The 26749-nt window shown below is 29.9% G+C and carries 23 protein-coding genes and 3 tRNA genes; 11 read left to right on the forward strand and 15 right to left on the reverse strand.

Annotated elements, in window-relative coordinates; genetic code table 11:
• Positions 1-113 precede the first annotated feature (113 nt).
• The 3 genes from L988_RS10465 to L988_RS10475 all read right to left on the reverse strand — a co-directional run bounded on the left by L988_RS10465 (position 114) and on the right by L988_RS10475 (position 351).
• A tRNA-Met gene (locus tag L988_RS10465) sits at positions 114-190 on the reverse strand.
• Positions 191-195: 5 nt separating this feature from the next.
• Positions 196-271: transfer RNA gene (locus L988_RS10470), tRNA-Trp, on the reverse strand.
• Positions 272-274: 3 nt separating this feature from the next.
• Positions 275-351, reverse strand: a tRNA-Pro gene (locus L988_RS10475).
• 156 nt (positions 352-507) lie between these two features.
• Here L988_RS10475 and L988_RS10480 point away from each other — a divergent pair.
• Both L988_RS10480 and L988_RS10485 read left to right on the forward strand, forming a co-directional pair.
• Positions 508-1266: an exodeoxyribonuclease III gene (locus L988_RS10480; RefSeq protein WP_047384066.1), complete on the forward strand. Its 759-nt coding sequence runs from the start codon at positions 508-510 to the stop codon at positions 1264-1266.
• 97 nt (positions 1267-1363) lie between these two features.
• Positions 1364-2647, forward strand: coding sequence for an MFS transporter (locus L988_RS10485; RefSeq protein ID WP_047384068.1), 1284 nt, complete (start codon positions 1364-1366; stop codon positions 2645-2647).
• Positions 2648-2674: 27 nt separating this feature from the next.
• On the opposite strand, the gene L988_RS10490 is transcribed toward L988_RS10485, so the two are convergent.
• From L988_RS10490 to L988_RS10500, 3 genes are all read right to left on the reverse strand, one after another.
• Positions 2675-3310 (reverse strand): hypothetical protein, encoded by a 636-nt coding sequence (locus L988_RS10490; protein ID WP_047384069.1) that lies wholly within the window; start codon positions 3308-3310, stop codon positions 2675-2677.
• 81 nt (positions 3311-3391) lie between these two features.
• A complete protein-coding gene (gene gltS, locus L988_RS10495) occupies positions 3392-4579 on the reverse strand; it encodes a sodium/glutamate symporter (RefSeq protein WP_047384071.1) in 1188 nt (395 codons plus the stop codon).
• Positions 4580-4711: 132 nt separating this feature from the next.
• Positions 4712-5650, reverse strand: coding sequence for a nucleoside hydrolase (locus tag L988_RS10500; protein ID WP_047384072.1), 939 nt, complete (start codon positions 5648-5650; stop codon positions 4712-4714).
• Between the two features lie 142 nt (positions 5651-5792).
• Between L988_RS10500 and L988_RS10505 the strand changes: the two genes are divergently transcribed.
• Entirely contained in the window at positions 5793-7298 is a 1506-nt protein-coding gene (locus L988_RS10505; RefSeq protein WP_047384074.1) for a DUF1846 domain-containing protein, read from the forward strand.
• Positions 7299-7369: 71 nt separating this feature from the next.
• On the opposite strand, the gene L988_RS10510 is transcribed toward L988_RS10505, so the two are convergent.
• Complete coding sequence (locus L988_RS10510; protein WP_047384075.1) at positions 7370-8119, reverse strand: hypothetical protein; 750 nt, start codon at positions 8117-8119, stop codon at positions 7370-7372.
• A gap of 126 nt (positions 8120-8245) precedes the next feature.
• Positions 8246-9073 (reverse strand): mechanosensitive ion channel family protein, encoded by an 828-nt coding sequence (locus tag L988_RS10515; RefSeq protein ID WP_052191815.1) that lies wholly within the window; start codon positions 9071-9073, stop codon positions 8246-8248.
• A 154-nt stretch (positions 9074-9227) separates the two neighbouring features.
• Between L988_RS10515 and L988_RS10520 the strand changes: the two genes are divergently transcribed.
• Both L988_RS10520 and L988_RS10525 read left to right on the forward strand, forming a co-directional pair.
• A complete protein-coding gene (locus L988_RS10520; protein ID WP_047384077.1) occupies positions 9228-10109 on the forward strand; it encodes an MBL fold metallo-hydrolase in 882 nt (293 codons plus the stop codon).
• Positions 10110-10185: 76 nt separating this feature from the next.
• Positions 10186-10518 (forward strand): helix-turn-helix domain-containing protein, encoded by a 333-nt coding sequence (locus L988_RS10525; RefSeq protein ID WP_047384079.1) that lies wholly within the window; start codon positions 10186-10188, stop codon positions 10516-10518.
• Positions 10519-10552: 34 nt separating this feature from the next.
• On the opposite strand, the gene L988_RS10530 is transcribed toward L988_RS10525, so the two are convergent.
• The 3 genes from L988_RS10530 to L988_RS10540 form a co-directional block, all read right to left on the reverse strand.
• Entirely contained in the window at positions 10553-11983 is a 1431-nt protein-coding gene (locus tag L988_RS10530) for a 6-phospho-beta-glucosidase (protein ID WP_047384081.1), read from the reverse strand.
• 24 nt (positions 11984-12007) lie between these two features.
• Positions 12008-13876, reverse strand: coding sequence for a beta-glucoside-specific PTS transporter subunit IIABC (locus tag L988_RS10535; RefSeq protein WP_156111956.1), 1869 nt, complete (start codon positions 13874-13876; stop codon positions 12008-12010).
• A gap of 198 nt (positions 13877-14074) precedes the next feature.
• Complete coding sequence (locus tag L988_RS10540; protein ID WP_047384084.1) at positions 14075-14917, reverse strand: PRD domain-containing protein; 843 nt, start codon at positions 14915-14917, stop codon at positions 14075-14077.
• A 171-nt stretch (positions 14918-15088) separates the two neighbouring features.
• Between L988_RS10540 and L988_RS10545 the strand changes: the two genes are divergently transcribed.
• Together L988_RS10545 and L988_RS10550 are read left to right on the forward strand one after the other, a co-directional pair.
• A complete protein-coding gene (locus tag L988_RS10545; RefSeq protein ID WP_047384086.1) occupies positions 15089-15535 on the forward strand; it encodes a GNAT family N-acetyltransferase in 447 nt (148 codons plus the stop codon).
• 233 nt (positions 15536-15768) lie between these two features.
• Positions 15769-16623, forward strand: a complete 855-nt coding sequence (locus L988_RS10550) for a sugar phosphate isomerase/epimerase family protein (RefSeq protein ID WP_047384087.1) — start codon at positions 15769-15771, stop codon at positions 16621-16623.
• Between the two features lie 128 nt (positions 16624-16751).
• On the opposite strand, the gene L988_RS10555 is transcribed toward L988_RS10550, so the two are convergent.
• The gene (locus L988_RS10555; protein ID WP_047384088.1) at positions 16752-17510 is read right to left on the reverse strand and encodes a transporter substrate-binding domain-containing protein; all 759 of its coding nucleotides are present in this window, start codon (positions 17508-17510) and stop codon (positions 16752-16754) included.
• Positions 17511-17776: 266 nt separating this feature from the next.
• Here L988_RS10555 and L988_RS10560 point away from each other — a divergent pair, with 266 nt between their 5' ends.
• Entirely contained in the window at positions 17777-19087 is a 1311-nt protein-coding gene (locus L988_RS10560; protein WP_047384090.1) for a YjiH family protein, read from the forward strand.
• Positions 19088-19136: 49 nt separating this feature from the next.
• Here L988_RS10560 and L988_RS10565 read toward each other — a convergent pair whose 3' ends face one another.
• Positions 19137-20417, reverse strand: coding sequence for a dicarboxylate/amino acid:cation symporter (locus L988_RS10565; protein ID WP_081982882.1), 1281 nt, complete (start codon positions 20415-20417; stop codon positions 19137-19139).
• 198 nt (positions 20418-20615) lie between these two features.
• On the opposite strand from L988_RS10565, the gene L988_RS10570 reads away from it, so the two are divergent.
• On the forward strand, positions 20616-21491 hold the full coding sequence (locus L988_RS10570) for a hypothetical protein (protein ID WP_047384093.1): 876 nt from the start codon (positions 20616-20618) through the stop codon (positions 21489-21491).
• A 398-nt stretch (positions 21492-21889) separates the two neighbouring features.
• On the opposite strand, the gene L988_RS10575 is transcribed toward L988_RS10570, so the two are convergent.
• Together L988_RS10575 and L988_RS10580 are read right to left on the reverse strand one after the other, a co-directional pair.
• The gene (locus L988_RS10575) at positions 21890-22675 is read right to left on the reverse strand and encodes a hypothetical protein (protein WP_047384094.1); all 786 of its coding nucleotides are present in this window, start codon (positions 22673-22675) and stop codon (positions 21890-21892) included.
• Between the two features lie 4 nt (positions 22676-22679).
• Positions 22680-24059: a TldD/PmbA family protein gene (locus L988_RS10580; protein WP_047384096.1), complete on the reverse strand. Its 1380-nt coding sequence runs from the start codon at positions 24057-24059 to the stop codon at positions 22680-22682.
• A gap of 144 nt (positions 24060-24203) precedes the next feature.
• Between L988_RS10580 and L988_RS10585 the strand changes: the two genes are divergently transcribed.
• Together L988_RS10585 and mobB are read left to right on the forward strand one after the other, a co-directional pair.
• The gene (locus L988_RS10585; protein WP_047384097.1) at positions 24204-25544 is read left to right on the forward strand and encodes a TldD/PmbA family protein; all 1341 of its coding nucleotides are present in this window, start codon (positions 24204-24206) and stop codon (positions 25542-25544) included.
• A gap of 22 nt (positions 25545-25566) precedes the next feature.
• Entirely contained in the window at positions 25567-26652 is a 1086-nt protein-coding gene (gene mobB / locus L988_RS13315; protein WP_052191816.1) for a molybdopterin-guanine dinucleotide biosynthesis protein B, read from the forward strand.
• Positions 26653-26749 lie beyond the last annotated feature (97 nt).

The following is a 26749-nucleotide window of genomic DNA, read 5'->3' on the forward strand; positions in this document are numbered from 1 at the left end:
GAAATCTCCTATTATTTAGCTATTTTTTATTTTTTGTAATCTACCAGCTGAGTAGTTACTAAAATTTTACAAAAAATAAAAAAAACTCTTTTTACAGAGTTTTAAATTTCATATGGTGCCTAGAAAAGGATTCGAACCTTCGACCGCCCGGGTATGAACCGGGTGCTCTAGCCAACTGAGCTATCTAGGCGAAAATGGCAGGCCAAGAGGGACTCGAACCCCCAACCCTCGGTTTTGGAGACCGATGCTCTACCAATTGAGCCATTAGCCTGCATGGTCGGAATAGCAAGATTCGAACTTGCGGCCCCCTGCTCCCAAGGCAGGTGCGCTACCGGACTGCGCTATATTCCGAACTATTTTGTTTTTGCAACTCGCTCTCGCTCGCTACATAATTATAGTATCATAATTTTTAAACATTGTCAACAAAGTTTTTTATTTTTTTTTATTTTTTTATTTATGATATAATCTATAGTAGATAATTTTGAATAAATGTATGGAGGAAAACTTATGAAAAAATTAATTTCTTGGAATGTAAATGGTTTAAGAGCTGTGTTACAAAAAAACTTTTTAGAGTACTTTAATGAGGTTAATGCTGATGCTCTTTGTTTACAAGAGATAAAGTTACAAGAGGGACAAACTGATTTCTCTCCTGAAGGATATCATTGCTATTGGAACTATGCTGAAAAAAAAGGATATTCTGGTACAGCTATCTTTACAAAAGAAAAACCATTGTCAGTTTCTTATGATTTAGGAATTGAGCATCACGATAAAGAGGGAAGAGTTATAACTTTAGAGTTTGAAAATTACTACCTTGTAAATGTATATACTCCAAACTCACAAACTGAGCTTGCAAGGCTTGATTATAGAATGACTTGGGAAGATGATTTTAGAAAATATCTTTTAGAATTAGATTCAAAAAAACCTGTTGTTTTATGTGGAGATTTAAATGTTGCTCATACAGAGATAGATTTAAAAAATCCAAAATCAAATAGAAAAAATGCTGGATTTACTGATGAAGAGAGAGCTAAATTCACTGAACTATTAGAAAGTGGTTTTGTTGATAGTTTTAGATATCTTCATCCAGATGTTACAGATGTATATTCGTGGTGGTCATATAGATTTAGTGCAAGAAAAAATAATGCTGGATGGAGAATCGATTATTTTGTAGTTTCTAATAAGATAAAAGAAAATATTAAAGAAGCAAATATACACACTGAAACTCTAGGCTCTGATCACTGTCCTGTTGAACTTATTTTAAATATTTAATATTATCTTTTTTAAAAGGATTTCTACTTTTTTTTGGTAAATGAGGTTACAAACAAAAGCTTTTCTAAAGTTTCTATTAAGACGGGGGATGATCTCTATGTTTCGTGACTCTTATAACAAAAATAAGTTTCTAATTATTATTGAAGGAATGAGTGCAAATACCTTATCTTTAGGGATTCAAGGATTTGCACTTACTGCCTTAGCTCTATATTTCCAATGTAAGCCATTTTGGATATCTCTTATTACAACTCTACCTTTAGGCTTGCAACTTCTTCAAATTTTTTTAGGAACATATTATAAATTTTTTAAGACAAAAAAACAAGCTATGCTTTTCAGCGCAGCCGCTGCAAGAATTCCGATGTGTTTTCTTTTTTTTATTGTTCTATTTGATAAAACTGATTACCGCTATCTTGTAGGAATAGTTTTTACCTATTCTGTCTTCTCTGCTTTTCTAAGTGGAATTTGGACGAGTTCAGTTGGAGATATTATAAAAAAAGAGGATCGTGGACTTTTCTTCTCAAAAAGATTCACTTTAATATCTATTTCAACAGTTTTTTTCTCTTATATTGTATCTAAAGCATTGAGTTATAGCCCTGGAAAAACAAGTATACTTATCCTTACTTTTATTATGGCCATAGCTGCAATAACAACTCTTGTTTTACTATATTTTCATGATATTCCAGACTTTACAGAAAAACAAAGAGATTTTTCCATAAAAAAACCTCTGAAAGATTCTAATTTTTTTAATTTTTTAACTTTTATAGCTATGTGGAATTTTTCTATCGAATTTACAAAACCTTACTTTTACTATTTTGCTGTTGTTAACTTAGATGCTTCATATAATATTTTAGGTCTCTCTACATCTTTAACCGCTATTCTTTCTATATTTGCATTTTTCATATATGGAAAACTTGTAGAGCGAATCGGATATAAAAAACTTCTATCATTTGGAATAGGTGTTTCTAGTTATGTCGTTATATTTTATTTTTTAATGACTAAAGAAACTGTAAATAGTTTAATTATGCTCGATGCTGTTGGAACAGCTGTTGGATGGTCCGCAATAAACTTATCTGTATTCAGTTTATTACTAGAACTTTCCTCTCCAGATCGAGACTCTTACACAGCAGCCTACTCGCTCTCTGTTGGTGTTTTAGGCCTAACTGGCGCATTCTTAGGAGGATATTTAGCTAATTATCTACAGGGTAAAACTATTACAATTTTTGGAGATTCATATGCTGGTTTAAAACTCATGTTTTTTATCAGCTTATTTTTAAGATTCTACTGTATGCTTCTACTAACTAAGGTTAGAGCATATCAAAAAAATCTTTACTATCCGGGTATATACCCTTCCCTTGTATATCTTTTAAGAAACAGAAGATAATAAAAAGAGACCCGAAGGTCTCTTTTATTATTTATTTCCTTTTAAACAAAACTCCTCAAAGTGTGGAAGTGTTAAACACCAATCACAGAAATTACCCCAGTCCTCTTTTAACTTGTGGTATCTTCTTTGAAGATATATTGTTTTTAATTGTAAGTAAGATGTTGTTACTCTCATAGTTTGCTCTAATCCCATTGGACAATTAGATATAATCTTCATATAGATTTCATATTTTGTATAGATTTTCCCATCTACTTCAACCTCTTTCTGATCCTTTTCAAAAGCGTTGAATATCTCAATCCATCTATTTAAATTTTCAATTACAACATCATCTACATATTCGTTACAAGAAGTTTTTAAATCCATCTTTGTAAGTCTGTGCATCTTTGAAGTTGAAGAAACTATATCCGCAAAGTGATATCTTTGAAACTGTGGTGTCCAGTAGTTTGGATAAGTTATATCAAATTGAACTATAATACCTTTTAAGAAGTTATCATGCCCTGTTCCAGTTGGTACATTTCCTAACTTTCCAGCTCTTTTATAATCTTTTTCCTCTAAACTTGGAGTTTCATCCCACTCCTCTATCGGCTCAGCTATCATAGGATATCCACTAGCTATTAAACTCTCATCTAAACCATAAACTCTATCATTAAATATTTTTAACATGTCTAACCTCCTTAAAACTTTCTCTAAAGATTATAACATATTTTATATTTTAATTTAATGAATTATTTTAAATTATACAAATTAATGAAGTATATTCATAAACAGAGTTATTATTCCAGCATTAAAGAAATCTATGAATAATCCACCCACTATTGGAATTACAAAAAATGCCTTTGGTGATGGGAAATACTTAGCTGTTAATGCCTCCATGTTCGCTAAGGCTTTAGGCGTTGTTCCAAAACCACATCCGCAATGACCACTTGTCATAACAACAGCATCATAATCTTTTCCAGTTAGTCTAAATGTTATGAAGTAAGCAAACATTCCAATCAATACTGTTTGAGCCACCAACATTATAACTAGCGGTAGAGCTAATCCTTGAAGTTCCCAAAGTTTAAAAGTCATAAGAGTCATCGATAAAAATATCGTCAGAGTAAATCCACCAATAATATTTATAATATCTAAATGAACATCATATGCTCCGCTAAAATCAGAAATATTTCTTATTAAAGCTGCTGCAAACATAGCACCTATATACGATGGTAAAACAACTCCTGCACCAGATAAGAAGTTCGAAATTAAACTTCCAATACCCATCGCTATTATAATTTGGAAAGAAGCTGTAGAAACATGTTTTGGATCTAAAGGTGTTTTCTTCTCATCTTCAGAATCATAAACTCCACCTGTTTCTCTTTTCTCTAATAGATTGTGCTTTTTTATCAATCTATTAGCCAACGGTCCAGATATTAAACTTCCAACTATTAAAGCATAAGTTGCTGTAGCCATTGCAACAACCGTTGCTCCTTCAGCTCCGTAACTCTCAAGTATTGGTGCAAATGCCCCCGCCGTTCCAGGACCTCCAGTTGTAGACATAGATCCTGTTGCTAACCCTATCAATGGGTTCAAATTTAAAACTCCTGCTAATCCAACTCCTAATACATTCTGAGCTACTGCTAGTCCCACAGATGCTATTAAAAACATAAATACAGGCATCCCAGCTTTCTTAAGTAATTTTAAACTAGCTGAGTATCCTACCGTCGTAAAGAAGGCAATCATAAAAAGACTTCTCAAAGAATCTTCAAATATAAAACTAAACAACCCCGTTTTGTAACCAATAAAAGTAATTATTGAAAAGGCTGTCCCTCCTGTTACTGACTCTGGAATACAATTTTCTTTTAAAAATTTAAATGTGTGGTTTAAAAATTTTCCCATATACAAGACAATAACTGCCATTGCTATAGTTTGAATCGTTGATAACTCTATCGTCATCTAGTACCTCCTTAAAACGTTTGTAAAATGTGTGTGTAATGCGATTGTAGCACCATTTTGTTCTTTTTTGAAATAGAATATATCAATATGTTAAATAATTAACTATTCAATCTATTGATATTTGAAATTAATTTATATCCCTTTCAATGCCTCAACAGATTTTTTTATAAGATTTATAAATGCTTCTCTATCTATCTCGTTTAGAACTAATGCATTTTTCTCTTTTCCTAGTTTATTACGATAATCTATAATAGTCTCACCATAAGTAAACTCCCCTCTTAACTCTGTTCCTAAGAATACATCTACTCCTTTAAACATCTCTGGTTCTAAAAGATAAGCTATAGTACACGGATCATGCATCGGAACTTCTGAAACTTTATAAAACTCTTTATAGAAATCTAATGCATTTTTTATTGCTCCATGTGCAACTTCAGAGGCGAATCCTCCTATTGCTTTTATCTCTGCTAACTCTTTTTCTGTTACAAACGCTTTCATTGTAACATCTAACGGACACAATACAATATCTACCCCAGATCTAAATACAATATCAGCTGCTTCGGCATCTACATATATATTGAACTCTGCTGCTGGTGTTACATTTCCACCAATTGCTGATCCACCCATTATTACAAACTTCTCTATTTTTTCTTTTAATTCCGGATAAGCTATTAAAAATACCGCTATATTTGTCATTGGACCTGTTATAACTATTGTGATTTTCTCATCACTATTTTTCAAAGTTTGAGCTAAAAACTCTACAGCATTTAAATCCTCTAACTGCTTTCCATTCTCTGGTATAACTACAGAACCAAGTCCAGTTTCCCCATGAACTTCTGGTGCTGTAACTATAGTTTTAAACATAGGTTTTTCACAACCTTTTGCTACTTTTATTTCTGGTCTAAAAGCTCCTACTAATTTTCTAGCATTTTCAGTCGTGTTATTTATATGCACGTTCCCCGCTGAAACTGTAACACCTTTGATGTCTAAATTCGTGTTTGCAAATGCTAAAAGTAATGCAATTGTATCATCACATCCTGGATCACAATCAATTATTATTGGTAATTTTTTCATTTTATCCTCCCTCAAAAAATTTAAATTTTTATAAATTATATCACAAAAAAATATTTTTAAGCTAGATTTTTTTTTTATAACATGCTATGATGTAGAGTCAGGAAGTGCTCTGACGAATATAAAAAAATTGAAGGAGTGAGTCATGAAAATAGGTTTTGATCACAATAAATATCTAGAGGAACAATCGAAATATATCCTAGAAAGAGTTAATAATTTTGACAAATTATATCTTGAGTTTGGTGGTAAACTGTTATTTGACTTACATGCAAAAAGAGTTTTACCGGGATTCGACGAAAATGCTAAAATTAAATTACTTCAAAAACTTAAAGAAAAAGTTGAAGTTATAATCTGCGTTTATGCAGGAGACATCGAAAGAAATAAAATCAGAGGAGACTTTGGTATTACATATGATATGGATGTATTCAGATTAATCGATGATTTAAGAGAACGTGAACTTGAAGTAAACAGTGTTGTTATCACTAGATATGATGACCAACCATCTACATCTCTTTTCATTACAAAGTTAGAGAGAAGAGGAATAAAAGTTTACAAGCACAGAGCTACAAAAGGGTATCCTACAGATGTAGATACAATCGTTAGTGAAGAAGGATACGGAAAAAATCCTTATATTGAAACAACTAAGCCAATCGTTGTTGTTACTGCTCCAGGACCTGGAAGCGGAAAACTAGCTACTTGTTTAAGCCAACTTTATCATGAAAATAAAAGAGGAAATGCCGTTGGTTACTCGAAATTCGAGACTTTCCCTGTTTGGAACGTACCATTAAAGCATCCACTAAATATCGCTTATGAAGCTGCTACAGTGGATTTAAAAGATGTTAACATGATAGACTCATTCCACCTTGAAGCTTATGGTGAAACTGCTGTTAACTATAACAGAGATATTGAAGCTTTCCCTGTTTTAAAAAGAATAATTGAAAAAATTACAAATAAAGAATCTATCTATAAATCACCAACTGATATGGGTGTTAATAGAGTAGGATTTGGTATCGTTGATGATGAAGTTGTTAGAGAAGCTTCTAAACAAGAGATTATCAGAAGATACTTCAAAACTGGATGTGAATATAAAAAAGGATATGTTGATAAAGAAACATTCCAAAGAGCAAAACTTATAATGGAAGAGTTAGGATTAAAAGAATCTGATAGAAAAGTAGTTACTGCTGCTAGAGAACACTTAGAAAAGCAAAAAGCTTGTGATACAACTGAGTTATTATCTTCTGTAGCTATGGAGCTTACTACTGGATTAATCTTAACAGGAAAAAAATCTAATGTTTTAGATTCTTCATCTGCTGTTTTAATCAACGCTCTTAAAGCTATTGCTGGAATCAATGATAATATTCACTTAATATCTCCAACTATAATTGAAGATATTACAAAACTAAAGAAAACTACATTACAAAGTAAAAACGTAGGTTTAGACTGTGAAGAGATGTTAATTGCACTTACTATATCAGCTGCAACTAACCCAATGGCACAAGCTGCCCTTGATCAACTTCCTACATTAAAGGGAGCTCAGCTTCACTCAACTACAATTCTTGGAAAAGGTGACGAGCAAACTCTTAGAAAATTAGGTGTTGATGTAACTTGTGATCCTGTATTCCCAACTGAAAACCTATACTATAACGAGTAATCAATATCAATATCAATATAATAAGCTGAGGAGATTTTAAAATTTCCTCAGCTTTTTTTCTACTTTTTTACTTATCCTATAAAAATTGGCACTTTTGCTTTTTCAATTATTTCTACACCCATACGTTTAGTTATCTTTTCAAAAAAGAATGATTTACTTAAATTACCCATTACAATAAAATCAAATTCGTTCATTCTATTGAAAAATTCCTCTTTTGTATTAAATTGCTGATTATACATCTCAATCTTTACTTCAATTCCTTTTCTTTCCAAAAATTCCAAAACATTATTTTCTTCATGCTTATAGTTCCAAGTTAAAAGAGTCATTTTTTTTATCTCTGGAAAATCTCTCACGAAATTATTTACACTTTTATTCACTTTTATTCCATCATCTGAAATAACCACAACATTTTCAAATTTTGAAGCACTTTTATTCACAACTATAACTGGTTTATATACTACTTTTAATATTTCTAAAAAATCTTCATCCAAATATTCTGTTTCTTCTAACATTATATAATCCACTTTTTTTAAATACTCTTGGATTATCTCTTTATTCAATCCTATATCTACTATTAACTCCTCTTTCAATCCTTCTTTTGCTAAAATTTCCTTTAAATCGTCAATATACTCATCTTCATACTCTTTTAAAATATCCATTGTCATGCTCGGACTTAAAAATGTAACACCTGTTGGAACTTTCAACTCTTTTACATAAAGAGGTAAAATCTCAAAATTAAATCTCTTTTTTAATGACTTATAATTTTCTATCGCTAACTTTGCATCGTTATAATATTTAAATAATACCAGTATCTTATCCATATAAAACCACCTCACTTATACTTCATCTTATTTTCTGTTTACCGGTAAAATTTAACTTATCCTTTTTTTATTTACACATAAAAAAAATCCCCAAGATAGTTCTTGGAGATGTAATCTTAAAATATTTTATTTCATTATATTAACTTCATAAGATTGATATGGTAATCTGATTCCCTCTTTATCAAATCTCTTTTTAACTTCCTCTTGAATATCAGCGTTTAAATCTCTAAAATTCTCTTTTAAAGTCCAAACTCTAACTATAAATTCAGTGGCTATCCCTGTTTCTTTTGAGAACTTTACAAATATATCTTTATCTTTTAATACAAATGGATGGTTACTTACAACATCAAATAAAACCTCTTTTACCTTATCTATCGAAACCTCTTTTTCTGCAAAGAATACAAAGTCTGCTCTTCTTTGAGGGTTTGCTGTTACAACAGTTACAACAGATGATGACAGTTTTCCATTTGGAAGAATTACTCTTTTATTATCTACAGTATTTAAAGCAGTGTATAAAAACGTTATCTTTTGAACCGAACCTTCCGATCCACCACAAATGATAAAATCTCCTTTTTTAAATGGTTTAGATATCAAAATTTGAATTCCACCCGCTACATCTGATAAGCTTCCTTTTAAAGCTAATCCCACTCCGACTCCCACAGAACCTAGAAGCGTTAGTAACGAAGCTACTTGCAGTCCTAAAATTTGAATCACATTTAAAAAATAAAAAATTATAATTAAAGTTTTCATCGATGTTGCTAAGAAACTTACTAACAACTCATCAAATTGTTTTTTTCTTAAAACCTTTTTTAAAGATTTTATAACAAACTCTTTAAGCGGATTATAAGAAACATATAAAATCGCTAAATATATCACTTTTTTTATAACTATTGGTGAGTATTTAGCAATTGCTATTACAAACTCATTCAGCATATGTCCAAGAATGTTTTCCATAAAAATTTTTTCCTCCACACTTTTATTTCTGCTCATATTATACTATATTTATAGGATTTTTTCTACATACAAAAAAGTGGGTAATTTTCAAAATAGTATTATCATGTTATTCTTAATCATAGTCTTAAAATAACTGTATCAAAGGAGAAAATATATGGAAAATAATTTAAATAAAATAAATAATGTACAAATACAACTTTTAAGAAATGCTACAATGAAAATTAAATATAATAAAAAAACAATTTTAACAGATCCTCTACTAGCTCCAAAAAATTCTTATCATGGATACTTACCTGAAAATAAAGATAAATTGGTTAGCCCTACTTCTGATTTACCTTTTTCTGCTGAAAAAGCAGTTAAAGATATCGATTTGATTTTAGTTTCACACACTCATATCCCAGAGAATGGAAAAGTAGAATTTGCTTACTCGGATCACTTTGATCAAAAGGCTATTGAAATAATTGATAAAAATATGCCTATATTTGTACAAGAGTCAGATTCAAAAGGTTTAAAGGCAGTTGGTTTTAATAACCTTGTATCTTTCCAAAAAACTTTTTCTTGGGAAGGAATCTCATTTGAAAGATTTGAACTTTTACATACAGATATTCTATCTTTAAAACCTGTTGTTGGAGAAGTTTCTGGATATATTTTAAAAGCTGATAATCAACCTACAATTTTATGGGCAGGAGATACTATTTTAACTCAAAATATTAAAGATAAAATAATTGAAGTTCAACCAGATATAATAATAATCCATCCTGCAAAAGCTCATCTACTTTTATCTGAAGCTGAAAAAGATTTCTTCAATTCTTTAGGAATGGCTATTAATAAAGATACCAATGAGCTTAATCTTTTAATTGGAGCTGAAGAAGCAATAGAGATTGCAAAACTTGCTCCAAAGGCTAAAATAGTTGCTGTTCATATGGAATCTACAGATCATAGTACTGTAACTAGAAAAGATTTAAAAGAAAAAATAAAAGAAGCTGGAGTTACTAATATAATTGTTCCTGATAATGGTGAAACTTTAAAATTCTAATTTTAATATAATTTCTCTTTTATTTTCAATAAATCTAGGTTATTATATATAAAATAATAACAAAAGGTGTGAAATTATGAAAATAAGAGAAAAATATACCTGCCCTTTAGAGTTAGCATATGATATTTTAAAAGGGAAATGGAAAATGGTAATTTTATATCAAATCCACTGGAGAGGCAAAGCCTCTTTATCAGAACTTGAAAATGATATTGTTGGAATCAATCAAAAAATGTTGTTACAGCATCTTAAAGAACTTATGAAATTCGGCTTTGTCGAGAAATATAACTATGAAGGATATCCTTTAAGAGTTGAATATTTTTTGACTGAAAATAGAGGTAAAAAAGTAGTTAAAGTTCTTGAGATGATGCAAGATATAGGAAAAGAGATTCTTGACGAGATAGAAAAATAAAAGGTATGGAATCAACCATACCTTTTATTTTTATCTATAAATTTTCTCCGTTTGCTGCGATAACATCTTTATACCAATAGAACGATTTTTTTCTACTTCTTTCTAAAGTTCCAACACCGTTATCGTCTTTATCTACATAGATAAACCCATATCTTTTACTCATTTGACCAGTTCCAGCACTAACTAAATCTATACATCCCCAAGGAGTATAACCTATAAGTTCAACACCATCTTTGATTCCCTCTTTCATCTGTTCAATATGAAGTTTTAAATACTCTATACGATAATCATCATTTATACTTCCATCCGCTTCAACTTTATCCACTGCTCCTAGTCCATTTTCTACAATAAACAATGGCTTTCCATATCTATCATATAAATCGTTCATAGTCACTCTAAGTCCCACAGGATCAATTGTCCATCCCCACTCTGATTCTTTTAAGTATGGATTTCCTAAAGTTTTAAAAGCATTTCCAGGTTTTATATTTTTCATAACCTCTGGATCAGCACTTTTCAATCTACTCGAATAGTAACTAAATCCAATGTAATCAACAGTATTCTGTTTTAAAATTTTTCTATCCTCATCAGTTATATCCAATTTTATTCCCATCTCTTCAAACAATCTCTCTGAATATCTTGGGTATTCTCCCTTTGATTGAACGTCAATAAAGAAATAATTTTCCCTATTTGCTGCTTGAGCTATCAAAATATCATTTGGATGACAAGTATTTGGATATACAGTTCCTGCTGCTAACATACACCCTATCATATTCTCAGGGTCTATCTCATGACCAATTTTTGTAGCTAAGGCACTTGCTACAAGTTGATAGTGTGCTCCTTGATACATACATTGCTCTCTATTTTCTCCATCTTCAAAAACAAGACCTCCACCAAACGATGGTATATGAAGAATCATATTTATCTCATTGAATGTCATCCAATACTTTACTTTTCCTTTATATCTATTGAAAAGAACCTCACAATATCTAGTATAAAACTCTATCAATTTTCTATTTTTCCATCCGCCATATTTTTTTGTCAACTCTAAAGGAGTATCAAAATGATTTATTGTAATAACTGGCTCTATTCCATTTTTTATAAGCTCATCTATCAAAGAATCATAGAACTTTAACCCCTCTTCATTAGGCTCTAAATCATCTCCATTAGGAAATACTCTAGCCCAACAAATTGACGTTCTTAAACATTTGAATCCCATCTCTTTAAATAATTTTATATCCTCTTTATATCTATGGAAGAAATCTATTGAAACATGTGATGGATAATAGTCATAAGTTGTTTCTATTGTTTTTCTAACATCTGCTAAAGCCTCTTTTCTTACTGGAATTCCACCAGGTAATATATCCACAGGAGACAATCCTTTTCCTCCCTCTAAATAAGCTCCCTCACATTGGTTAGCAGCGACAGCTCCTCCCCATAAAAAGTTTTCTGGTATTATTTTTTTCATAACTCTCCTCCTATATAGTGCTTTCTATGCTAACGCCAATACGTTTTCTCCAACATTTACTTTTCCAAATTTTGAAACTACCACTTCTGTATAATCACTTGAATTTGTTACTATAACTGGAGTTGAGATATCAAATCCTTTTTTCATAACTGTATCTCTATCAAACTTTACTAAGATATCACCAGCTTTTACTGTATCTCCCTCTTTTACACAAGATTCAAAATGCTCTCCGTTTAATCTTACCGTATCTATCCCAACATGAATCAAAATCTCAGTTCCGTCCTCACCCTCTAATCCTATGGCGTGTTTCGTTGCAAAAATCGAACTCACCACTCCATCAATTGGAGAACTTATCTCCCCTATTTCAGGTACTATAGCATAACCTTTTCCTAAGCTTTCACTTGCAAAAGCATCATCTTTCACACTCGATAGCTCTATAACCTCTCCTTTTGCTATAGATTTAACTTGAATAACCCCATCTACAGGCATCTCTTTTTTAATTTTTATCTCATTTTCTTTAATCTCTTCAACACTTTCAGAATTTTCATTTGGAATATCCTCAAACCCTATTATAAACATTGATATAAACGCTGTTGAAAAGGCGATTACTGCTGCTATTGCTGCATGAACTATATTCATAGGTCTTGTTTCACTCAAAAATACTGGTAGTGATGCTAAACCTGGAATCCCTGTTGAGAAACGTACAACGCCCATAACTCCGCAATATAACCCTGCTAAACCTCCACCTAACATTACTGCTATAAGTGGTTTTTTCAATTTCATTGTAACTCCATACATAGCAGGTTCTGTTATTCCTAAACAAGCTGTAAATCCAGCACTTCCAGCAAGTTGCTTTAAGTCTGTATTTTTAGTTTTTAATGCAACTGCTAGTGTTGCTCCTCCGTGGGCAATATTTGAAACTAACATCCCTGGTCCAACAACCGTATCAAATCCATTTACTGCTAATTCATTAAACCCGATTGGAATTAATCCATAGTGCATTCCTATCATAACTAATAGCGGTGATGTTCCTCCTACAATTACTGGAATCAACCACGGAGCAAATCCATTTATTTTTTCCACTCCTAAAGCTAATCCTTCCCCTGCAATTGAACCCATTGGTCCTAATAGAAGAAAAGCAAGAGGTGTCATTATTAAAACTGTTAATAACGGCTTCGAGAAAAACTTTATAAACTTCGGTGAAACTCTATCTGCAAACTCTTCAACAAAAGACATAACATAAACAATTACTATAATTGGTACAACAGATGAAGCATAATTAACAAGCCTTAAAGGCATTCCTAAAAAATAAACCGCTTCTTTTGCATTTACTAGCGCCAAATAGTTTGGATGGATTAAGGCCCCTCCGACTAACATTCCCATATATGGATTACATTTAAACTTTATTGCTGCTGTATATCCTAAAACTACTGGGAAGAAGAAAAAGGCTGCATCCGCTACAAAGTTGAATATATAAAATGTCTGACTATCTTTATTTAACCATCCAAAAGTAGTTGCTAATACCAAAACTGCTTTTAACATTCCTGCTGCTGTAAGTGGTGGGATAATCGGTGTAAATATTCCTGAGATTACTTCAAAGAATCCTACAAGCCCTCTTTTTTTCTCAGAAGAATTACCTTCAGTTTCAATAGTTCCTATGATTTTTATAATCTCCTTATAAACTTTTGAAACCTCACTTCCGATGATAACTTGAAACTGACCATTGCTATCAGCTATTCCAATAACTCCTTTTGCAACTTTAATCTTATCGACATCAACCTTTTTACACTCTTTCAAGTTAAATCTCAGTCTTGTTGCACAGTGAGTTACGTTTGAAATATTTTCCTTTCCTCCAACATTTTCTAAAATCAATTTTCCTAACTCTTGATACATAACACATTCCTCCATTTAATTTTTTATAAATGGGTCTTGCCTGATATAGAAAATAAAAAACCTAAGCAAATAGAAAAATAAATCTCTATCTCGCTTAGGTTTTGCCTTCTTACAGTAACAATCCTGTTTTATATGTTTTTTTGTTTGTTTTATAATTTAACTTATAGTAACACATTACTTTTCGCATGTCAAACTTTTTTAGTTTTTTTCGTTCTTAATTTTTACAATTTGTAGAGTTAACAAGACTCTTTCGTCTATATTCAATAGATATTTATATTTTCTTTCTATGAATTCAGTTATCTTTTCAACGCAATAATACTCTCTTGGAAAACTTTTTGTAGTTGCAATATACACCTGATCATACTCTCCAATATCTTTAGATTTTCTGTTATTTACAACCTTTTGGGCTAAAAACTTTATATTATTTATAAAATAATAACAAGATTGAGTCTCTTCATCCAAATCTAGCAATAGATTATATTTTACAATATTTAAAATCTCATTTATCAATTTTGTTATATCGATTACATTTGGAATTGTTTCTTTCAATTTAGCATTGATTATATGTGTCGCAATAAAAGCCGCCTCATCCTCAGGCATCTGAATTTTCAACTCCTCTTTTATAACTTCTAATGCATATAGTCCAACTTCAAACTCATCTTTATACAATCTTTTTATATCCCACAAAAGTCCATTTACTAACTCTCCAGAAGTTATAAATCTTTCCACTGATCTATAAATGTGATCAGCTATCCCTATATACGTGATATCATTCAACTCTTTTTTAAAAACTTCATTTGTATATCTTGCTATTTTATCAGTTATTCTAATATACTCAATCGGAATTTCATCCAGTAAAACTTGTATTTTTTTCTTTGTTTGATTATCTGAAGATACAAAAACTTTTTCTATCAAAGACTCATCCAATTCATCCCCAATTTTTTTCTTAAACGCTATTCCACAACCAGCAACAATAATCTCTTGCCCATCTATATTTTCTGAAATTGCAACGTTATTATTCAAAATTTTCTTTATTCTCACTGTTCCCCACTCCATAAAAAAATTTGTTTTCCGAAAGTATAGCACACTTTTAGAAAAAAAAGTCATATTTTTTTTTAAAAAAATTAAAATTTTGTTTCAAATTTATTTCAACTCCTGTATAATCAACTAATATTCTTTAATAAATATTTTTTAAGGTGGTGTAAATTTTTTATGAAAACAGTTATAAAAAAATTTGATGAACTTTCATCTTCTGAACTTTATGAAATACTGAAAGTGAGAGCAGAAGTTTTTGTAGTAGAACAAAATTGTCCTTACAACGACGTAGATGGAAAAGATTATAAATCAACACATATTATGATAAAAAAGAATGATGCTATCGCTGCATATATAAGAACTATTCCAGCTGGAATATCTTATGAAACTTCATCTTTTGGAAGAGTTCTAGTTTCGAAGGAATTTAGAGGAGAAGGACTTGCAAAACTTATCGTTGAAGCTGCTATAAAACAACTTTTTGAGATTGAAAAAGTTGACGCTATCACTATAGGGGCACAACATTATTTAGAAAAATTCTATTCATCTTTTGGTTTTAAAACTATTTCTGAAGTATATTTAGAAGACGATATTCCACATGTTGATATGCTATTAGTTAAAAAATAAAATAATTTAATCTTTTTAAAACTTTTTTATAAAACCTGTGGTCTAAATATTATAATAAAGTGTTAATAAAATAATTTAATCCCCCCGAAAGACCTCTGTACTCCCCCCCACAGAGGTCTTTCACTTTTTTGTAAAAAACAAGTTAAATTACCTCTTTTTTACCATTTTTTAATTTCTATTTAACCCTCATAAGATAAGCTAAAAAAACAAGGTAAAATAAAGGAGGGAAACTTATGAACATTGGTATTAACTATAAATATAGAGATGACTTTCAAGATTATTGCAAAAATTTTATTGAAAAAAATAACATTAAACACCTAGAAATAAATTGGTATAAACATGATTGCTTAAATAAAGAATATGAAGACGAGTATCTAAAACAAATTCAATTTTTAAAAAATACATACAATATAAAATTCTCATTACATTTTCCAACATTTTATGATTTTGGTAGTAGAATTCCATTTTTTAGATACATTATAAAGGAACACCTTAAAGAGTGTTTGACTTACGCTAACTCTTTTGGAATAGATTTAATCGTTATACATCCTGGTACAATTGGACAAATGGATATTCCTAAAAATAATCGTTTCGTCTCACAAAGACTTCTTTTAGATATTGCTCATAGTAAAAAAAGTGAGATAAAAAAACTAAGTCTTGAAATTTTTGATTTTATCAAATCTGAAATTGAAAAAAATAACTACAAACTTAAAATCGCTATTGAAAATCTTGTTTTAGATAATGAAATTTGTGTAAAATCTAAAGATTTAATCTCTTTAATAAAAGAGATTAAATCAGATTCTTTTGGAATTTGTTTGAACTATGCTCATGCTCATAGATCAGGACAGGATTTAATCGAATACACACATGATGTTAAAGATTATTTATTACATACCCATGTCAGTGACAACGATGGAAAATGTGATCTTCATAGTTTTCCAGAAGCTGAAGGATGCAATCTTCCTTGGGATGATATCTTTAATGTTCTTCAAGAGATTGAATATGATAAAGCTATGATCGCTGAAGTACTCTCTGAAAATATTGAAGTTTTCAACTTCACAATAGATTTTTTAAAAATAAATAAATAATTTTTTATTTTTAAAACTTTTTTATAAAACCTGTGGTCTAAATATTATAATAAAGTGTTAATAAAATAATTTAATCCCCCCCGAAAGACCTCTGTCCCCCCACAGAGGTCTTTCACTTTTTTGAATGATTAATTGAGGTATCTTTTCTTCAACTCTTGAATATCTCCTCTAAGCTCTAACTCATTAAGTAAAAAATTAATTGTATTCAAAAAATGAATCTGATTCTTTTTTATCAAATATCCCATTTGACTTCTTGTTACTGGATTCTCTATCATAGCTCCCTCTAAAGAATTTACCTCTCTTTGATATACTATCGCTTCTGGCGTTTCTGTTATCATCAAATCAACCTCTCCTTTAGCTACTGCAATTGGAACATCTAAGTTATTTTTATATCGAATTATTTTAGCATTTTTAAACTTCTCGTCAGCAAAAACTTCATTTGTCCCTCCTATATTAACTCCAACCCTCGTTTCAGATTTATCTGCCTTTTCTAAAGAATCATACTTCTCTTTTTCTCCTCTTCTAACTAAAAAACATTTACCAAAAATAAGATAAGGAGTTGATAACTCAGCTTTTATTTGCCTTGAAACTGTTCTTGTAATTCCTCCCATAGCAATATCATATTTCTCTGCATTTAAATCACTTAAAAGAGTTTTCCAAGTTGTTGGAACAAATTCTATTTCAACTCCTAATTCTTTTGCTAATAATTTAGCAACCTCTATATCATATCCTACATATTCACTCCCATCCAGATATGTAAACGGTTTGTAATCTCCTGTCGTTCCAACTTTTAAAATACCTCTATTTACTACTTCACTAACTAAATCTTTAGAGTAATCCAACATCGTAGATAAGATTAAGCATATCATAAAAATTATTTTTTTCATTTAATCACTCTCCTTCTTGAAATATTAACATAGATTATAACAATTAAAAAAAATTAATTATAGAGAACAATCTCTTTAATTTCCTGTTCGTATTATGATTCAAGTTTCTCCTTTGCAACTCTATTATTTAAAAGCTTTTCTTAATATTAAGTTAATATTTTTTGAAGGTGTCCTTTAAATTTTATTTGATTTTTTGATTTTTTTGAGTTATATAAAATATTAATATTTTTAAAAAAAATAATATTTTATATTTATGGAGGTATTAGATGGAAAATTCTACAACTTTAAAAAAACTAGATTTAACAAAATATTTTTTTCTAAATTTTATTGGTATCTTTATGTTTTTTATTCCAATTACTTTAAAAAATAAAAATACTATTCCTTTAGATCACATTGCAAGTTTTATAGTTTCAAGTTTTCCTAATTTTATTAAAATCTATGTTTTATTTTTAATGGCAATCGGTGCTCTTAACCCTATTATACAAAAAAAATGGCTAAAAAATAAGACTACATTTATTTTTACCTCTATAAAAATTTTCGGAGTATTAATTGGAACTTTAACTTTTTTTAATGTTGGTCCTGATTATTTATTTGAAAAAGATATGTTGCCTTTTTTATTTGACAAGCTTGTAACACCTTTGAGCGTTGTTATTCCTCTTGGTGGAGCTTTCATTATGTTTCTTGTAGGTTTTGGATTACTTGAATTTATGGGAATACTCATGGAAAAAGTAATGAAACCCATTTTCAATACTCCTGGAAAATCTTCTATTGACGCTGTTGCTTCATTTGTAGGATCATATTCTATCGGATTACTTATCACAAATAAAGTTTATACCGATGGAAAATATACTTTAAAAGAAGCTGCTATAATCGCAACAGGATTTTCTACTGTTTCAGCTACTTTTATGATTGTCGTTGCAAAAACTTTAAATTTAACTGAGATTTGGAACTTCTATTTCTGGACTTGTATCATTATAACTTTTCTTGTAACAGCTATAACAGTTCGGATTTTTCCATTAAATAAAATTCCAAATACATACTATCAAAATAATAAATTTGAAGAGGAGGAAATAATTCAAGATAATCTATTTAAAAAAGCTTTAATTTCAGGAGTTAATAGTGCTAAAAAAAATAATGACTCTATCTTAACTCAATTTCTTAAAAATTATAAAGATGGATTTATTATAACCGCTGGAATTTTACCATCAATCATGTCGATAGGTCTTCTTGGATTAATTTTAGCTAAATATACCCCTATTTTTGATTTTATGGGATATATATATCTTCCTTTTACTAAAATTTTAGGTTTTAATAATCCTGAATTAGTAGCTAAAGCTTTATCTACAAGTATTGCGGAGATGTTCCTGCCTGCAATGTTTGTTACTCAAGAAAACTTAATTACAAGATATGTTGTTGCTATTGTTTCTATCTCTGAAATTTTATTTTTCTCTGCTTCTATTCCTTGTATTTTATCTACTGATATAAAAATTCAAATAACTGATTTAATTATAATTTGGATTCAGAGAGTTATTTTTTCTTTAATTCTTGCAACAATATTTGGATATATTTTTCTTTAAATAGATAAAGAAGCAGTTCAAAATTTAGAACTGCTTCTTTTCTCATATCTTATAAAGACTCTGCTTCTACACTTCCAAAACTATCCTCTTCTACTTCTACTATTTCAGATTCTGTCTTAGCTACAATCAAAGTACAAACAGCATCTCCAGTAACATTTACAACAGTTCTTAACATATCTAAAAGTCTATCTATCCCCATTATTAAAGCTATTCCATCTAAAGGTAATCCTATTTCAGTCAATACCATACCTAACATTATAAGTCCAACCCCAGGAACCCCCGCCGTTCCTATCGATGCTAAAGTTGCTGTAAAAATAACTGTTATATAATTTCCCATAGTTAATTCAACACCATAAGCTTGCGCTATAAATACTGTAGCCATACCTTGCATTATTGCTGTTCCATCCATATTTATCGTACTTCCTAAAGGAATAGTAAATGATGAAATACTTTTAGAAACTCCAAAATTTTCTTGCATAGCTTTTAAAGATGTTGGTATTGTAGCATTACTCGAAGAAGTCGAAAATGCAACGACCATTGTTGAAGCATATTTTTTTACAAATTTTATTGGATTATATCTTGCAACCAAAACAAGTAAACCTTGATAAGTAATTAAATAATGAATAATCAGTGCTGCAATAACACCTAAGAAATATTTTAGTAGAGGTAACATAGCTGCATATCCTAGTGTTGTAAATGTTTTAGCTATCAGTCCATAAACTCCATAAGGTGCAAGCTTCATAATAAGTTCAACCAGCTTTAGCATAAGATTGTTTGCTTCTTCAATGCCTTTTTTTATAGTTTTAACTCTATCTCCTAAAAGAGATATTCCAACTCCACAAAGTATTGCAAATACTATTATTTGAAGCATATCACCTTTTGTCATCGCCTCAACAGGATTCACAGGAATCATTCCAAGAAGTATATCTACGAAAGGCTTACTTTCTCCTACGCTAACTTTTGAAGCTACTATATCAGAAAGTACAATCCCTTTTCCTGGATTTATTATATTTCCTAATCCTAAAGCTAATGTTATCGCAACCGCTGTTGTTCCAAGATAAAAAGCTAATATTTTAACTCCAACTCTTCCCAATTTTCTAACATCTTCAACCCCTGCAGCTCCAACCGTTAAAGAACAAAATACTAGAGGAACTACTATCATTCTTATAGCTCTCATAAATCCTGAACCTAAAAAACTAAATAAAAAATTAATAAGATATGTTTCTACAAATGCATTTCCTTTCATTGGATGTAGAACTAAACCTGTTATAATACCTAAAACTAATGATACAAAGATTTTGCTTGTTAAACTTAAACTCAATTTTTTCATTTCGTTTCCCTCCAACTATTTTTTTTATTTATCATTTTTTATTTTTTCATTTATCCATTATATTATATAAAAGTTTTATTTTCAAGAAAAATAAAAAATAATTTTCATAAAAATAAAAAAAGACAAAGAAATAATTCTCTTTTGTTTTATGGTGTCTATGTGATACTATTGAAATAAATCAAATAAAAGGAGTTGGTTATGAGTTTAGTTTTAGAGTTACAGAGAGATCTTATTTCTAACGAAGTAGAATTAACTACGATTTTAAGAAAAGCATTATTAATTTCAAATAAACTATCTATAAAAGAATCAATTAAGTGGTTAGAACATGAAATAAATGGTTATCCTAATGCAGATGAGTTGTTTCCAGAATATAGAAATATTACTTGTAATACTAAAGCCTGGAATCCTTACCATGGATGGCAGCCATTAATATATGAGGATAATGAAATATGGGGGATATTAAAAAAAGTTCCAATAATTTGGTCTATTGCAGAGATAGAAAATAGTTTAAAAAAATCTAAAGATATAATTTATTTAGGTGGAGAACGTGCTAATAGTTTGTCTAAATATGTTAACACACAAGTACGTTTTGAAATATCAGCAGCTTCTTTACACAACATTTTAGAGCAAGTTATAATAAAATTATTGGATTGGACTACTGAACTAGAACAAAAGGGGATTTTAGGTAAGGGAATTTCATTTAGTCCAGAAGAAAAAATAAGTGCTCAAAATTTTCATAATTGTATTTTTGACAACAGTATTAAAAATTCAGGAGCGTTAGGTACAAATATAGATTTTAATAACAGTGGAAATATAGGTGATAGTAATAGTATTACAAATAACGTCACTAATGCTATAGATGATTTAATTGAAGAAATACAATCTGATAGTAGTCTTAAAACAGAAGTGAAAGATGGCGTTATCGAGAATTTAAATTTATTAAAAATAGAAAAAGAAGATTCTAAAATAAAGAAAACATTTAAAACGTTGATTGGATTTGGTAGTATTTTACTTGATAAAGCACCTTATATAATAGAAAGAATAGATACGATTAAAAAATTTTTTAATCTTTAAAAAAGGCTTAGAGATTTGACTTTTTGAAAAATATCATATATACTAAAAGTACCTTAAGGAAAACCTAAGGGGTACTGATAGAGTTAAATTTTATGGAGCGGTAAGCTCATGTTCAGAATATTAGCCCTCATTTATTGAGGGCTTTTATTCTGCCCTTGAACAAGGCAGACATAAAATTTTTAATTCTATCAGGAGGTGTTAGGATTGATTACATTCAATGTTACAAACCTAAACTTGGATGGCGGAGCAATTGCTTTTTTAGCTTTTGTGATGTTATTTGTTTGGGTTAACAAGAAGTAGCACCACACCTCGCACCCTTTGGGGTCTTAGACATAGAATAATAGTAATGCTGAAGATATAAAGATAAAAAAGGAAGAGATGAAAAATCTCTTCCTTTTTTAGTAGTTATCAATAATATATTTAATTGGATGTTTCTTTAAGCTATTCATATTATCAAGAAGTAATAGTATTTTTTTTGAAACATAGATATTATCAAAATTTTTATAAGAAAAACTTTGAATAATTGAATCAATATGACAATGGTCGAGCCTGTTCAAGTAAAATGTTTTAGAATTATTTAAATAATCTAGATCTTTATTCAAAAGGTCATCTCTAATAAAATTACATTTTTTCAAGGCTATATTGTGCATGTCATCAATTGATAGATACTCTAAATAATTTAGATTATTAATTGTACAAAATATACCTTTAAGAGAATACATTAAATTTTGATAAACTATAAAGTTATTTTTAAAGTAATTTATTTGTTGTATAACCAGAAAGATACACGAAGCGAAAATACTTAATGAAATTCCTTCTATAATTGGATTAAAAAATATAAATTCGATGCTTAATAAAGTTTCAAAAGCTTTAAAGTCTTTATATCTAAAAAGTAAATTTATCATAAAATATAAAAACAAAATTACAAAAGTTTTTCTTAAGGAGAATTCAATAGTTAAATATTCTTCTGTTTTTTCCTTTATATCCTTATAAAATTTTTCTTTAGATTTTATAAAAATACTATTTAGAATAGAAAGTATAAATAACATCATCCAAATTAATAAGTATATACAGAAATAATTTTTTAAAGCATTATCTAGCTTGAAGAAAAATATAAAAGGTAAAACTATAGTAGCCCGAAGAACATAATAAAAATATTTTTTTAAAGATAAGTAAGTAAACATAGAGTTATCTTCCTCCGATTACGATATCCCTAATCTTAATCCTAGGTTGCCCCACATTGGCAGGAATACTTCCTGAAACCGATCCACACATACCCTGACCATGAGATAAATTATCTCCAACCATCTCGATTTTATGAAGTACTTCTGGACCATTTCCTATTAGAGTTGCTCCTCTTACAGGCTCAGTAATTTTTCCATTTTCTATTAAATATCCCTCCATTATTGAGAAATTGAAATCTCCAGTACTTGGATTAACAGAACCTCCACCCATATATTTAGCGTAGATTCCATTTTCAACACCAGCTAACATCTCCTCTAAAGATGAAGTTCCATTCAGAATAAATGTATTTGTCATTCTAGAAGTTGGAGCATATTTATACGACTCTCTTCTTGCACTTCCCGTGCTTTCAACTCCCATTCTTCTTCCATTTAGTTTATCAACCATATAACCTTTTAAAATTCCATTTTCTATTAAAAGATTTCTCTTAGTTGGTGTTCCTTCATCATCAATATTTGATGATCCCCATTCATTTACTAATGTACCATCATCTACTGCTGACACAACATCACTCGCAACCTTTTCACCTAATTTTCCAGCAAACACTGAAAGACCTTTTGCTACACTCGTAGCTTCTAATCCATGCCCACAAGCTTCATGGAAAATAACACCACCAAATTCATTTTCTATAATAACAGGCATCTTTCCACTTGGTGCATATTTTGCACCAAGCATAGTTTTAGCTATTCTCGAAGCTTCTCTTGCATATTTTTTTACATCTATCTCTTTAAAAAGCTCGAATCCTTTTGCTGCTCCTGGTCTATATGATCCTGTTTGCATATCATTCATATCAGAAGCTATACTTTCTATTCCCAATCTACTTCTTGTTCTACTATCCTCTGCCCAAACACCTTCAGAATTCGCAACCAAAATATTTTGAGTTGAATCTCCGTAGTTTATTCTAACTTGACTTATACACTCATCATAGTTTTTTGCTGCTTCGTAAGCTTCTTTCATAATTAAAATTTTATCATCTTTTAATACGCTTCCGGGTGCTAAAACAATTTTATGTCTATTCTCTATATCTTGCTTAACAAGGTTTATAACAATATCCTCTTTTGTTCCTTTTATAGCCTTTGCTGCTTTTTGAGCTGTTTTTAATAAATTTTCTCTGTTCATATCATTTGTATAAGCATAAACAGAAAAAACTCCTTTGAATATTCTTATTCCAACTCCAAAATCTTTTCCTGATATTGCTTGCTCAACTTTTCCATCAACTAAATAAAATGAATCTCCTCTTTTATCTTCAACAAAAACTTCAGCAAAATCTCCACCAGTACAAAGAGCTTCATTTAATATATCTTCAACTAAAAACTTATCTATCATATCTCTTTCTCTCCTTTTATTCCATTTTACTAGAGTATACCACATGATTTTTTTTTTAGAAAGATGCTTAATTTTAGAATTTCCTCTTTATATTTTAAAAGTTAAAGGGTATAATCCTATTAACTACTATTTTTGGAGGAATTTATGGAAACAAAATTATTTATAGATAAAGTTTTTGAAACTGCTGAAAATTTAAAATTAGAGGAGTTTGAAATCTATTTTACATCTTCAGAGAGTGAAACTATTAAAGTATTCAAAGGAGAGGTTGATACTTATAGCAACTCTCAAAACATGGGAATCTCTTTCAGAACTAAAGTTGATGGCAAAATGGGATACTCATATACTGAATCTCTTGAAGAGGAGGATATCTTACCTCTAATCGAAAGAGCAATTTCAAACGGTAAAATTATTGAAAATCTAGATGTTATAGAAACTTACGGAGAGAAAAAAGAATATGAAAAAATAGATTCTTTCAGTTCGTCTTTAGAAGATATCTCTGTTGAAGAAAAAATAGAGTTTCTTTTAAAAGCTGAAAAGACAGCTTTAGAAATGGACAACAGAATAAAAAGTGTAAATTACTGTATGATGGGAAGCGGTAAGGGAGAAAATATAATAAAAAATTCCAAAGGTTTAGACTTATATCATAAAGGTAACTCAATTTACACTTACTTAGCTGTTGTTGCTCAAGATGGTGATTCTATAAAAAATGATGCCGCTTATATCGTGGCTAAAAATTTCTCAGATATGGACCCTATTAAATTAGCCACAGAGGCTGTTACAAAAGCTTTAAATAAATTAAACTCTGTATCTATAGAAAGTAAAGAGTATGATATTATTATTGAAAATGATACTTTTGCTGATCTCTTAGGTTCTATGAGTGGAATATTTTCTGCCGAAGCTGTCCAAAAGGGTGTTTCAAAATTCAAAGGAAAACTTAATGAAGTAGTTGCAAATCCTTTAGTCACAATTATTGATAATCCTCATCTCAAAGATGGTTATGGAAGTGCTCCTTTTGATGCAGAGGGTGTTCCAACAAAACCTAAAAACTTAATCGAAAATGGAATTTTAAAAACATATATACACAATCTTAAAACTAGTAAAAAAGATGGTGTTGAAACTACAGGAAATGCAGCTAAAGGTGGGTATAAAGGAACTATGGGAATATCTACATTTAATCTTTACTTAAATAAAGGGGAAAATAGTTTTGAAACTCTTCTTAATAAAATTCAAAACGGTATACTTATAACTGGTTTTTCTGGTTTACACTCTGGATTAAACTCTATCTCTGGAGATTTTTCTCTTGCTACAGAGGGATTCCTTATAGAAAATGGGGCTATTACAAAACCATTAAACCAAATAACAGCTGCTGGAAACTTCTTTGAACTTTTAAAAAATATTGAATTTATTGGAAGTGATTTAAAGTTTAATCTATCAGGTGTTGGTTCTCCTTCAGTCCTGATAAAAAATATAAGTATTTCATCATAATATAACCGTGGGAGGTAAATATATGGATAAAATTAAAAATATTGATGCTTTGATTCTTGCTGGTGGAAAAAGTTCTAGAATGAACTTTCTAGACAAAGCCCTACTTAAATATGACAAGAGTAGAACCTTTTTAGAAAAAATAACTGATGATCTTGAAAAATTTGAAAACATTATGGTTTCAATAAATAAAAATCAGAACTTTTTAATACCTAGAGGAACAATAGTTACTGATAGCTCTGAAAACTCAGGACCTATTGAAGGAATATACCAAGGACTTTTAAGTACAAAATCAGACTTTATTTTTGTTACAACTTGTGACATGCCAAATATTACAAAAGAGTTTGTTGATTTTATTTTACAATTTGCCTCACACGACTACGATGCTGTAATAATTAAAGATAGCAAAGGGAAAACTTATCCACTATTTGGAATCTATAATAAAAGTTCTTTGAGTACTATCGAAGGACTTATTATGGATAAAAACTACAGACTTCAAGATCTTTTAGCTGAGCTGAATGTAAAATATATATCTTTAAGTAATACTACCTTTGACTCTCATAGACTCCTAAAAAGTATTGATACTGAGGAAGAATTGAAATTTAACTCTATTTTTCTAGGACATACACCTTTTATAGCTATCTGTGGTGCAAAAAATAGTGGAAAAACTATGTTGATTGAAGAACTATTAAAACATTTTAATGATGCTGGTTACAAAGTTGGAACTATAAAATTTAGTCCTGAATATGACTTGGGTGCTTTAGACAAAGATGTAAATAGATATAATAAAGGTGGAGCAAAGGGAAGCCTACTTTTCTCTAAAAATAGTTACATTCTTCTGAAAGATCGAATAAATAATAATTTTTTCCAATACTTAAGCTATTTTAAAGATTTTGATATTGTATTATTAGAGGATTTCAAACACGAACCTTTCCCTAAAATAGAGATTTTAAAAGAGGGTGTTTCTCTTTCACCATCGGCAAATCCTACTAATCTTTTATTTTATGTGAGTGATTCAGCTGAAATCTTAGAAAATGATTCAACTAAATCTATAAATCTAAAAGATACAATCTCTATTTTTAAAGAGATTTTAAAAATTACAAATCTATAGAATAAAAAAAAGACGTAGAAATACGTCTTTAAATTTCTTTAATGGCGGGAGTGAACATCATCCAACACACGAATGCACTCTAAACAACTAAGCTACA

The sequence above is a fragment of the Cetobacterium sp. ZWU0022 genome, assembly GCF_000800875.1.
Classification (GTDB): domain Bacteria; phylum Fusobacteriota; class Fusobacteriia; order Fusobacteriales; family Fusobacteriaceae; genus Cetobacterium_A.

Coding starts and splice junctions, on each gene's coding strand:
- L988_RS10575 (WP_047384094.1), bottom strand. CDS start 22,675: ATGTTTACTTACTTATCTTTAAAAAAATATTTTTATTATGTTCTTCGG.
- L988_RS10515 (WP_052191815.1), bottom strand. CDS start 9,073: ATGGAAAACATTCTTGGACATATGCTGAATGAGTTTGTAATAGCAATT.
- L988_RS10570 (WP_047384093.1), top strand. CDS start 20,616: ATGAGTTTAGTTTTAGAGTTACAGAGAGATCTTATTTCTAACGAAGTA.
- L988_RS10555 (WP_047384088.1), bottom strand. CDS start 17,510: ATGAAAAAAATAATTTTTATGATATGCTTAATCTTATCTACGATGTTG.
- L988_RS10480 (WP_047384066.1), top strand. CDS start 508: ATGAAAAAATTAATTTCTTGGAATGTAAATGGTTTAAGAGCTGTGTTA.
- gltS (WP_047384071.1), bottom strand. CDS start 4,579: ATGACGATAGAGTTATCAACGATTCAAACTATAGCAATGGCAGTTATT.
- L988_RS10535 (WP_156111956.1), bottom strand. CDS start 13,876: ATGTATCAAGAGTTAGGAAAATTGATTTTAGAAAATGTTGGAGGAAAG.
- L988_RS10545 (WP_047384086.1), top strand. CDS start 15,089: ATGAAAACAGTTATAAAAAAATTTGATGAACTTTCATCTTCTGAACTT.
- mobB (WP_052191816.1), top strand. CDS start 25,567: ATGGATAAAATTAAAAATATTGATGCTTTGATTCTTGCTGGTGGAAAA.
- L988_RS10525 (WP_047384079.1), top strand. CDS start 10,186: ATGAAAATAAGAGAAAAATATACCTGCCCTTTAGAGTTAGCATATGAT.
- L988_RS10505 (WP_047384074.1), top strand. CDS start 5,793: ATGAAAATAGGTTTTGATCACAATAAATATCTAGAGGAACAATCGAAA.
- L988_RS10490 (WP_047384069.1), bottom strand. CDS start 3,310: ATGTTAAAAATATTTAATGATAGAGTTTATGGTTTAGATGAGAGTTTA.
- L988_RS10585 (WP_047384097.1), top strand. CDS start 24,204: ATGGAAACAAAATTATTTATAGATAAAGTTTTTGAAACTGCTGAAAAT.
- L988_RS10500 (WP_047384072.1), bottom strand. CDS start 5,650: ATGAAAAAATTACCAATAATAATTGATTGTGATCCAGGATGTGATGAT.
- L988_RS10510 (WP_047384075.1), bottom strand. CDS start 8,119: ATGGATAAGATACTGGTATTATTTAAATATTATAACGATGCAAAGTTA.
- L988_RS10550 (WP_047384087.1), top strand. CDS start 15,769: ATGAACATTGGTATTAACTATAAATATAGAGATGACTTTCAAGATTAT.
- L988_RS10580 (WP_047384096.1), bottom strand. CDS start 24,059: ATGATAGATAAGTTTTTAGTTGAAGATATATTAAATGAAGCTCTTTGT.
- L988_RS10565 (WP_081982882.1), bottom strand. CDS start 20,417: ATGAAAAAATTGAGTTTAAGTTTAACAAGCAAAATCTTTGTATCATTA.
- L988_RS10520 (WP_047384077.1), top strand. CDS start 9,228: ATGGAAAATAATTTAAATAAAATAAATAATGTACAAATACAACTTTTA.
- L988_RS10560 (WP_047384090.1), top strand. CDS start 17,777: ATGGAAAATTCTACAACTTTAAAAAAACTAGATTTAACAAAATATTTT.
- L988_RS10530 (WP_047384081.1), bottom strand. CDS start 11,983: ATGAAAAAAATAATACCAGAAAACTTTTTATGGGGAGGAGCTGTCGCT.
- L988_RS10485 (WP_047384068.1), top strand. CDS start 1,364: ATGTTTCGTGACTCTTATAACAAAAATAAGTTTCTAATTATTATTGAA.